The following is an 8,538-nucleotide window of genomic DNA, read 5'->3' on the forward strand; positions in this document are numbered from 1 at the left end:
GCAGCAGGGACATCGTCAGCGCGCCCGAGCCCACCCCGGCCTCGACCACGCGGGCGCCGGGAAAGATGTCCGCCATCTGGATGATCTGGCCCGCGTCCTTCGGGTAGACCACGGCGGCTCCGCGCGGCATGGACAGCACGAAGTCGCTCAGGAGCGGCCGCAGCACCAGGTAGTCGATGCCGGCGGTGTTGCGGATCACCGTGCCCTCGGGCCGGCCGATCACGTCGTCGTGCTGGAACAGCCCGCGGTGCGTGTGGAACGCCTTGCCCTCCGTGAGGACGATGGTGTGGTGCCGGCCCTTGGGGTCCGTGAGCTGGACGCGGTCTCCCGCACGCAGCGGGCCGCGGCGCTCGTCGGCGCCGACGGCAGGGGGTGGGGTCATGGGGCCAAGTCTAGGCCGCCCGCGGGGAGCCAGGATCGGCCTCGGTGGCGCCGCATCGTCCCGTCTGCCGGGGGCGACGGAGGATGAAACGGTCGGACGATGCAGGTGTCAGCCGACGCCCGGGTCAAGTGAGCGCGGCCCGCACGTCCTCGAGGCGTGCGACGCCCACCGGCATGCCGTCATCCGTGACCACCACCACATCGGTGCGGCCCATCCACGGCATCACGGCCTCGACCAAGCCCTCGCCCATGGCCGTCGCGGGGATCTCCGCGCCGCGCACCACGGGCATGGTGACGGACGCCAGCGAGGTGGTGGCGCGGTCCGCCTCCGGCACCACGTCGGTGAGAGCCACCGGGAAGTGACCGGCGGCCTGGCCGTCGGCGGCCAGGACCACCACCTCGCGCGCACCCGCGGCCTGCGCGAGCGACCGCGCCTCGGCGACGGTCGCGTCGAAGGTGACGCCCACCGCCGTGGCTGCCAGCGACATCGCGGTGATGCCCTGCCGGCGGCCGAGGACCGTGGCCGCCCGAAGCTCCGCGGAGGCCGCCGGCCAGATCACGGCGAAGAGGAACACCGCCCAGATGACCGTCACGAGCTGGGGTGTGCGACCGGTGGCGAGCGGGACGCCCACTGCGATCGCCACGGTGACGACGGCGACGATCCGCCCGCCGTGCGCGGCCCACCGATGGCCCTTCCAGCGGTCGCCCGAGATGCCCCACACGATGGCGTTGACCACGCGTCCGCCATCGAGCGGGGAGCCCGGCAGCGCGTTGAATCCGGCGAGGATCAGATTGAGGATGCCCGCATAGGTGACGATGCGTCCGGCCATCCCGTCGAGCGGCCCGGCGACGGCGAGGGCGAGGCCGCCCACGAGGGCGTTGGACACCGGCCCTGCGGCGGCGATCACGCCGATCTCCACGGGCCGCGGGTCGGCGCTGCGGAACTGGGTGTGGCCGCCGAAGAACGTCAGCACGATCTCATCGACCTCGCGCTTGAAGCCACGGGCTGCGATGGTGTGCGCGAGTTCGTGGATGAAGACGGAGACGAACAGCAGCACCGCGACCGCGAGGCCGATCGCGAAGCCCTGCTGGCTGAGGCCGTCCTCCCCCATCGCGTAGAAGACCGCGAGGATGAGGGCCATCACCAGGGTCGACGGGCTGAGCACCACGCGCGCACCCAGCACGCGTCCCAGCGAGATGCCGCGCGTGCGGGGCTTGTCCATGGCCCCACGGTAGTGGCCGACGGGGACGCCGTCCCGCATCGAGTGTCCGCCGGTGCGCCTAGGGTGGGCCCATGCCTCGCAAGCCCGCGCTGTCGCCCTCGCGGGCGGGCGACTTCCGCCAGTGCCCGCTCCTGTTCCGCTATCGCACGGTGGACCGGCTGCCGGAGCCGCCGTCCGCCGCCGCGACCTTGGGCACGCTGGTCCATACGGTGCTGGAACGGCTCTTCGACCTCCCGGCTCAGGACCGCACCGTCGAGGCGGCACAGGGTCGCTTGGAGCCGGAGTGGCGCGCCATGCTCGCCAAGGATGCGGGGCTGGCGGCGCTCCACGCGGACGCCCCCTCCGAGTCGGCGTGGCTGGCCGAGGGTCGCCAGCGACTCGCCACCTACTTCGACCTGGAGAATCCGCAGCGGCTGGAGCCCGCGGGGCGGGAGGAGTTCATCGAGGTGCAGCTGGAGGACGGGCCCCTGCTGCGGGGCATCGTCGACCGTATCGACATCGCCCCCGACGGATCCATCCGAATCGTCGACTACAAGACGGGCAAGACCCCTGACCCGCGCTACGGCGAGCGCAAGGAGCGCTTCCAGATGCGCTTCTACGCGCTCGTGGTCGAGCGGCTTCGCCAGCGCCGGCCGGCGGTGCTGCAACTGTTGTTCCTGCGCGACGGGGGGCGTCTCGAGATCCGGCCCACGGGCGACGACATCGCCCAGGTCGAACACGAGATCCGCGAGGTGTGGGCGGAGATCACGGCGGCCGCCACCGCCGGGCGGTTCCGCCCGCAGCGCTCGCCGCTCTGCGGATGGTGCAGCTTCACGGAGCAGTGCCCCGAGTTCGGCGGCATCGAACCGCCGCTGGATCCCGATGCCGTCGAGCGTGCCCTCGGCGTGCGACCCGCGACCGCCTGACCGCCGATCGCGTCAGACCGACGCTCCGAGCTCATCGATCACGTGCCCCTCGACCATGCGGCCGAGCATGGCGACGTCGATTCCTTCGAGCGAGCGCACGCGGCTCAGCCCGGGGCGGTGTCGAATGGGCGTGAGCCGCCGCACCCCGATGGTCGCGGCGCCCGAGGCATAGGCCGAGCCGACGCCCGACGGCGAGTCCTCGATCGCGACGCAGCGCCCGATCGGCACACCCAGCCGCGCGGCGGCCGTCAGGTACGGCTCCGGATGCGGCTTGCCGTGCGTGACCTGGTCGCCCGAGACCACCACGGCGAAGGCGTCAGGCGCGCGCGAGACGAAGGCATCGGCGAGCATCGAGTAGGACATGGTGACCAGCGCGCAGGGGATCCCGGCGGACACCACGGCATCCAACAGGGCCCGCGCATCGTCCATCCATGGCGTCCGCTCCCGCACCCGCGCGGTGACTCGGGCGAGCAGGTAGTTGATGACGTCTGCCGGATCCAGTTCGACGCCGCGATCGATCATCGCCTGTGCCGAGACGGTCAGCGGGTTGCCCACGAGCGCGAGCCCGTCCTGGTGGGTCCACTCGACGCCGAAGCGAGAGGCCAACTCGGTCTCCGCCCCGATCCAGTACGGCTCCGAGTCGATCAGCGTGCCGTCCATGTCCCACAGCACCGCGGCCGGGGGCGTCGCCTTCTCATTCATATGCGGCCAGTCTAGGCTGGCTGAATGAGCTCCGAGAGCGACCCTGCCGCCCTGGCCGCCGACCAGTCCGTGATGATCGCCGCGTTCGAGGGCTGGAACGATGCCGGTTCGGCGGCGTCCTCCGCGCTCGACCATCTCTCGTCGACGTGGAACGCCCGCGAGTACGCGACGCTCGACCCCGAGGAGTACCACGACTTCCAGGTGAGCCGCCCCACGCAGCAGACCACCGCGACCGGCGAGCGCGTCATCTCCTGGCCCGGAACGGTGATCTCCGCCGCGGCGGGGCCGTGGGTGGGTGACCGCGACATCGCGCTGGTGCGCGGCATCGAACCGTCGATGCGGTGGCGCCAGTTCTGCCGGGAGATCCTCGACCACGCCGAGGAGCTCGACATCAGGACGCTCATCACGTGCGGCGCCCTGCTGGTGGACGCCCCTCACACACGTCCCCTGCCCACCTTCGTGACCAGCGAGGACGCGGCGGCGCGGGAGGCGTTCGACCTCGACCGCTCCGACTACGAGGGCCCCACGGGGATCCTGGGCGTGCTGGGCCACGAGGCCGCGCTGCGGGGCATCACCGTCATCTCGATCTGGGTGGGCGTGCCGCACTACGTGGCGCACCCGCCGAGCCCCAAGGCCACCGTGTCGATCCTGTCCCAACTCGAGCGCTTCTTGGGCGAGCCGATCGAATTGGGCGACCTGCCCGAGGAGGTCGAGGCGTGGCAGCGAGGCGCCGACGAGCTGGCCGAGGAGGACGAGGAGGTCGCCGCGCACGTGACCCAGCTCGAGTCCGTCATGGACGAGACCAGCCTGCCGGAGGCCTCCGGCGATGCGATCGCCGCGGAATTCGAGCAGTTCCTGCGCCGCCGCGACCTGGGCAACGGCAAGGCCTGAGCCCGGGCTAGGTGGCGGCGATGGTGCCCGTCGCCAGCAGCGCCACGATGGCGCCCGCGGCGGCGAACCGGTAGATCACGAACGGCAGGTAGCTGCGGTGCGTGATGAGCCGCAGGAACCAGACGATGACCACGTAGCCCACGCCGAACGCGACGGCGGCGGCGATCGCCGTGTTGACCAGCCCCGGCGCGCCCGGCGCCTGGAGGGTGTCGTATTCGGAGGCGAGTTCGTAGAAGCCGGAGCCCAGCACCGCCGGGATCGCGAGCAGGAAGGAGACGCGCGCGGCCGCCTCCCGCGTGAGCCCCAGGAACAGGCCCATCGAAATGGTGCCGCCCGAGCGGGACACGCCCGGGATGAGCGCCATCGCCTGCGCGAGACCCAGCAGGATCGCGTCCTTGAGCGTGAGCTCCCCCAGTGGTCGCCGCTTGGCGCCGATGCGGTCGGCGAGCCACAGCACCAGGGCGAAGCCCGCAAGTACGGCGGCCGTGAGATAGAGGTTGCGGAAGGTGGTTTCGATCGAGTCCTTGAAGGCGAGGCCCAGCACCACGATGGGTAGCGAGCCGATGATCACCCACCAGCCCATGCGGGCATCCGCGTTGTGGGCGCCAAGACGCGCCTTGGCGTCCGCGCCATCGCGTCCCCGCAGCGCGCGGAACCACGCCGCGATGATGCGGGCGATGTCCTTGCGGAAGTAGAGCAGCACGGCCAGCTCGGTGCCGATCTGGATGATCGCGGTGAACGCCGCGCCGGGATCGGCGCCGTGCGGAAGCAGCGGACCCACGACCCTGATGTGCGCGCTCGAAGAGATCGGCAGGAACTCAGTGAGGCCCTGAACGAGACCGAGGATGACCGCTTCCCACCAACCCATGGCGCCACAGTAGTGCCTGGGCGTGGCGTCACCTTCTCAGCCCCGGTGCTTCGGTAGCGTCGCCTCATGCAGCGCGCGCGGATCGGCACCACCGGCCTCGAGGTCTCGCGCCTGGCGCTCGGCACCATGACGTGGAGCCGCGACACCGACGAGGACGAGGCCGGCGGCCAGCTCGACGCCTTCCTCGACGCCGGCGGCACGCTGCTCGACACGGCCGCCTCCTACGCGGACGGCGGCGCGGAGCGTCTTATCGGCAACATGCTCGGCGGAACCGTCAGCCGCTCGGACGTCCAGATCTGCACCAAGGCGGGGATCCGGCGCACGGCGAAGGGCGGAGTGATCGACGCGTCACGCGACACGATGCTCGACACGCTGGACGCGTCGCTCGCGCGGCTCGGAACGGACCACGTGGACATCTGGCTCGTGCACCAGCTCGATGCGGGGACGCCGCTCGAGGAGACCCTTCACGCGCTCGAGATCGCAGTCAACAGTGGCCGTGCCCGCTATGTGGGGGTGTCGAACTACCCGGGTTGGGCGACGGCGCGCATGGCGACGCTCGCGGGCCGCAGGCCCTCCCTCGCCGCCACGCAGGTCGAATACTCGCTGCTGCAGCGAGGCATCGAACGCGAGGTGGTCCCCGCCGCCGCCGCACTCGGGCTGGGCGTCATGGCATGGTCGCCGCTGGGCCGCGGCGTCCTCACCGGCAAGTACCGCACGTCGATCCCGGCGGACTCGCGCGCGGCCTCCGAGCACCTGGCCGGGTTCGTCGAGCCATATCTCGACGACCGCGCGGGGTCGATCGTCGAGGCGCTGGCGATCGCCGCCGGCGGACTCGGGGTCAGTGCGCAGGAGACGGCGCTCGCCTGGGTGCTCGCCAAGCCCTTCGTCGCGACGGCGATCGTGGGCGCTCGGACCGCGGAGCAGATCCTGCCCTCACTGTCCGCGGCGACGCTGCGGCTGCCTCCCGCGATCGTCGACGCACTCGACGAGGTCTCGGAGATCGAGCTCGGATACCCGGAGCGGCGATGATGCGGGCGCGCGCGGATCGCCACTGCGGTGAGACGTGCGCGCGGATGAGCGGCGGGCCGAGCCCGGCTCAGTTCAGTTGGAAGTCGTCGATGTCGTCGTCGAGGACGTCCTCGTCCTCCTCGGCGTGCGGGTCGAGCTCCTCGTCGTCGGCATCGTCATCGTCGTCGTCGTCGTCATCGTCGTCGTCGTCGGCATCGTCGAGCAGCATGGGGAGCGCCTCGCCCAACTCGACGTCGAGCACCGCCTCGTACCGGTCGAAGGCATCCGCGAGCGCGTCGTACGCGTCATCGACCGAAGCGTCGGCGTCACCGCGCCGGGCGATCACGGCGGCGAGGTGCTCCTGGTACGCGGCGACCAGCAGTCGTAGCGCCTCTTGCGCGTTGGAGCTCATGGGATTGACCGTACCCCGGGAACAGGTTGAATGGGAGGCGAGATGAACCACGAATCGCACGGACCCGCCCACGTCGTCACACCGCGACGGATGGCCACCCCGCCAGACAGCAGATACGACTGGCGCGTGGTCGATATCGGCACGGAGGTCACGCGCGCCGAGACCCGCACCCTGCTCACGGAGCAGGCCGAATACGGCCGCTGGGAACTGGTTCGCTCCCAGACGTTCATCGGCGGCGCCCGCCGGGTCTGGCTGCGTCGCCGGGTGATGAACGTCCGCCGTTCCAACGCGGCGTAGCCGGCGCCTTCGGCGGGCGCGGGCGGCCGTTCCGCCACCCAACACGACTACCGCTTGACATCTAGGCTAATCGTATTAGCGTAGCGGCTATAGTCATTAGCCACAGGGGAGGCCCACGATGCCCAGCACCACCGAGACCCGCATGCTGACCCGGCCCGAGGGTTCGATCGCCTACGACGTGAGCGGGCACGGCCCGCTGGTGGTGTGCCTGCCCGGCATCGGTGAGCTGCGCGGCTCCTACCGCTTCACCGCTCCGGCCCTCGTGCACGCCGGTTTCCGCGTCGCCACCATGGACCTCCGGGGCCACGGCGACAGCGACGCCACGTTCTCGAGCTACGACGACGTCGCCGCTGGCCAGGACGCCCTCGCCCTCATCGAGGAGCTCGGCGGCGCGCCGGCGACCATCCTCGGAAACTCGATGGGAGCAGGCGCCGCCGTCTGGGCGGCGGCCGAGAGGCCCGAGGCGGTCGCCGGCATCGTCCTGCTGGGCCCTTTCGTCCGCGACGCACCCGTCAATCCCGTCATGGCCCTCGCCTTCCGTGCGCTCATGGCGGGGCCGTGGGCCCCCGCCGTATGGAACGCCTACCTGCCCACGCTGTACCCCGGGCGCAAGCCCGACGACTTCGACGAGCACCGCGCCCGCATCCGCGCCTCCATGCGTCAACCGGGACATCGCACGGCGTTCTCCCGCACCACCCGCACCACGCACGCGCCCAGCGAGCGGCGCCTGGGCGACGTGCGCGCCAAGGCGCTGATCGTGATGGGCGGCGCCGACCCCGACTTCCGCGATCCGGAGGCCGAGGCGCGGTGGATCGGCGAGCGCCTGGACGGTGAGGTCCTCATGGTCGCGGGCGCGGGGCACTATCCCCACGCCGAGCGCCCCGACGTGGTGGTTGATGCGATCGTCCGCTTCCTGGGCACGGTGCAGCAGCATGCCTAGGGCGGGCCTCACGCCGGACGCCGTGGTCGCCGGCGCGCTCGACGTGGTCGACGCCGAGGGCTGGGACGGGCTCTCCCTGACCGTACTGGCGGCCCGGCTGGGCGTGAAGCCGCCCAGCCTCTACAAGCACGTCTCCTCGCTCGCCGAGTTGAGGGAGGACGTCGCGGCGGTCGCCACGCGAGAGCTGGCGCATTCGATGGCGGCGGCGGCCGTGGGCCTCACGCGGGGCGACGCCCTTCGCGCGGTCGCCCGGGCGTATCGCGGCTTCGCGCTGGCGCACCCGGGGCGCTACGCGGCGACGGTCGCGGCGCCCCGTTCACCGGGCTCGGCGCGGTCCGACGCGTCACGAGAAGCAGTCAGCGTGGCGGCGGCGATTGTCGACGGCTACGGGCTCGCGAGCGACAGCCGCATCCATGCGATACGCGCCGTCCGCGCGGCGCTGCATGGCTTCGTCTCACTCGAGCTGTCCCACGGTTTCGGGCTGCCCGAGGACGTCGGCACGTCCTTCGAGCTGCTCGTCGGCGGACTCGACGCGGCACTGGCCTCCTGGGACCGGACGGCGCAGGACGCCTGACGGCGCCGCGCGTCGCGCGCACATCAGCAGTCGGCGAGGAACCTCTCCATCACGGCGGTGCCGAACTCGAGGCTCTCGATGGGCACTCGCTCGTCGATGCCGTGGAACAGCGCGGGGAAGTCGAGTTCCGGGGGCAGCCGCAAGGGCGCGAATCCGTAGCCCGCTATCCCGATCGACGCGAGGTGCTTGTTGTCCGTGCCGCCCATCATCATGTACGGCAGCACCACGGCGTCCGGATCGTCGGCCGTGACCGCCTCGATCGCCTTACGCACCAGCGGCACGTCGAAAGGCTGGTCGATGGCCCGCTCGGTGATGTACTGCTCGACCTTCACGTGGG

At 71.5% G+C, this 8,538-nt stretch carries 10 protein-coding genes and 2 pseudogenes; 6 read left to right on the plus strand and 6 right to left on the minus strand.

The features are described 5' to 3' along the window. Positions 1-382: pseudogene (locus Q0L54_RS08485) on the minus strand (tRNA (adenine-N1)-methyltransferase); the annotation flags it as partial. Between the two features lie 124 nt (positions 383-506). Next, complete coding sequence (locus Q0L54_RS08490; RefSeq protein WP_296667139.1) at positions 507-1,604, minus strand: site-2 protease family protein; 1,098 nt, start codon at positions 1,602-1,604, stop codon at positions 507-509. A 71-nt stretch (positions 1,605-1,675) separates the two neighbouring features. On the opposite strand from Q0L54_RS08490, the gene Q0L54_RS08495 reads away from it, so the two are divergent. Further along, positions 1,676-2,509 carry a PD-(D/E)XK nuclease family protein gene (locus Q0L54_RS08495; RefSeq protein WP_296667142.1) on the plus strand — a complete coding sequence of 278 codons (834 nt, stop codon included), beginning with the start codon at positions 1,676-1,678 and terminating at the stop codon, positions 2,507-2,509. Positions 2,510-2,521: 12 nt separating this feature from the next. Here Q0L54_RS08495 and Q0L54_RS08500 read toward each other — a convergent pair whose 3' ends face one another. Next, on the minus strand, positions 2,522-3,211 hold the full coding sequence (locus tag Q0L54_RS08500; RefSeq protein WP_296667144.1) for an HAD family phosphatase: 690 nt from the start codon (positions 3,209-3,211) through the stop codon (positions 2,522-2,524). Positions 3,212-3,235: 24 nt separating this feature from the next. On the opposite strand from Q0L54_RS08500, the gene Q0L54_RS08505 reads away from it, so the two are divergent. After that, positions 3,236-4,102, plus strand: coding sequence for a PAC2 family protein (locus Q0L54_RS08505; protein ID WP_296667147.1), 867 nt, complete (start codon positions 3,236-3,238; stop codon positions 4,100-4,102). A 7-nt stretch (positions 4,103-4,109) separates the two neighbouring features. Here Q0L54_RS08505 and Q0L54_RS08510 read toward each other — a convergent pair whose 3' ends face one another. Continuing rightward, positions 4,110-4,970, minus strand: a complete 861-nt coding sequence (locus tag Q0L54_RS08510; protein ID WP_296667148.1) for an undecaprenyl-diphosphate phosphatase — start codon at positions 4,968-4,970, stop codon at positions 4,110-4,112. 66 nt (positions 4,971-5,036) lie between these two features. Between Q0L54_RS08510 and Q0L54_RS08515 the strand changes: the two genes are divergently transcribed. Then, the gene (locus tag Q0L54_RS08515; RefSeq protein ID WP_296667150.1) at positions 5,037-5,999 is read left to right on the plus strand and encodes an aldo/keto reductase; all 963 of its coding nucleotides are present in this window, start codon (positions 5,037-5,039) and stop codon (positions 5,997-5,999) included. Between the two features lie 67 nt (positions 6,000-6,066). Here Q0L54_RS08515 and Q0L54_RS08520 read toward each other — a convergent pair whose 3' ends face one another. Further along, on the minus strand, positions 6,067-6,390 hold the full coding sequence (locus Q0L54_RS08520; protein ID WP_296667153.1) for a primosomal protein: 324 nt from the start codon (positions 6,388-6,390) through the stop codon (positions 6,067-6,069). Between the two features lie 90 nt (positions 6,391-6,480). Here Q0L54_RS08520 and Q0L54_RS08525 point away from each other — a divergent pair, with 90 nt between their 5' ends. From Q0L54_RS08525 to Q0L54_RS08535, 3 genes are all read left to right on the plus strand, one after another. Further along, on the plus strand, positions 6,481-6,687 hold the full coding sequence (locus tag Q0L54_RS08525) for a DUF5703 family protein (protein ID WP_296667154.1): 207 nt from the start codon (positions 6,481-6,483) through the stop codon (positions 6,685-6,687). A gap of 118 nt (positions 6,688-6,805) precedes the next feature. Further along, a complete protein-coding gene (locus Q0L54_RS08530; RefSeq protein ID WP_296667156.1) occupies positions 6,806-7,627 on the plus strand; it encodes an alpha/beta hydrolase in 822 nt (273 codons plus the stop codon). Next, positions 7,620-8,201: a TetR/AcrR family transcriptional regulator gene (locus Q0L54_RS08535; RefSeq protein WP_296667158.1), complete on the plus strand. Its 582-nt coding sequence runs from the start codon at positions 7,620-7,622 to the stop codon at positions 8,199-8,201. Before Q0L54_RS08530 ends, Q0L54_RS08535 begins: the two co-directional genes overlap by 8 nt. A 23-nt stretch (positions 8,202-8,224) precedes the next feature. On the opposite strand, the pseudogene Q0L54_RS08540 reads toward Q0L54_RS08535, so the two are convergent. Next, a pseudogene (locus Q0L54_RS08540) lies at positions 8,225-8,538 on the minus strand (M20/M25/M40 family metallo-hydrolase); the annotation flags it as partial.

Origin of the sequence: Demequina sp., from assembly GCF_024642165.1 — a bacterium.
Taxonomy (GTDB): domain Bacteria; phylum Actinomycetota; class Actinomycetes; order Actinomycetales; family Demequinaceae; genus Demequina.